Origin of the sequence: Caulobacter sp. CCH9-E1, from assembly GCF_001556515.1 — a bacterium.
Classification (GTDB): Bacteria; Pseudomonadota; Alphaproteobacteria; order Caulobacterales; family Caulobacteraceae; genus Caulobacter.
On sequence record NZ_LSJA01000116.1, the window covers coordinates 1 to 386 of the forward strand.

A 386-nucleotide genomic window follows, 5' to 3' on the forward strand; every position below is an offset into this window, starting at 1 on the left:
CGGTGAACGCCTTGGCGGCCTTCATGACGATGAAGGCCGGGCTGGTGATCAGGTCGTGGCTCTTCAAAAGCCTGTAAACACTGGCTTCCGAGACGAAGTAGCCCTGACTGTCGGTGAAGCGCACCGCCAGCTCCCGCGGGCTCAACTCCGAGTGCTCCAGGGCCATTTCCAGGATCGCGGCGCGCACATCCTCGGGGATGCGGTTCCACACCCGGCTGGGGCGTCCTGGGCGGTCTTCCAGGGCCTCGGGGCCGCCGGTCTGGTAGAGATCATACCAGCGGTAGAAGGTGGCGCGGGATACGCCGATCTGAGCAAGCGTCCTGCGCACGGGCAGGCTCGATTGCTCGACCAGGCGGATGATCTCGATCTTTTCGCAAGCCGGATAT

Annotated in this window: 1 protein-coding gene; it reads right to left on the reverse strand. The window is 64.0% G+C overall.

Going from position 1 to position 386, the window contains the following annotated elements:
- Positions 1-386 (reverse strand): helix-turn-helix domain-containing protein (locus tag AX690_RS07495; protein WP_156449601.1); only part of this gene is annotated, 386 nt, incomplete at both ends.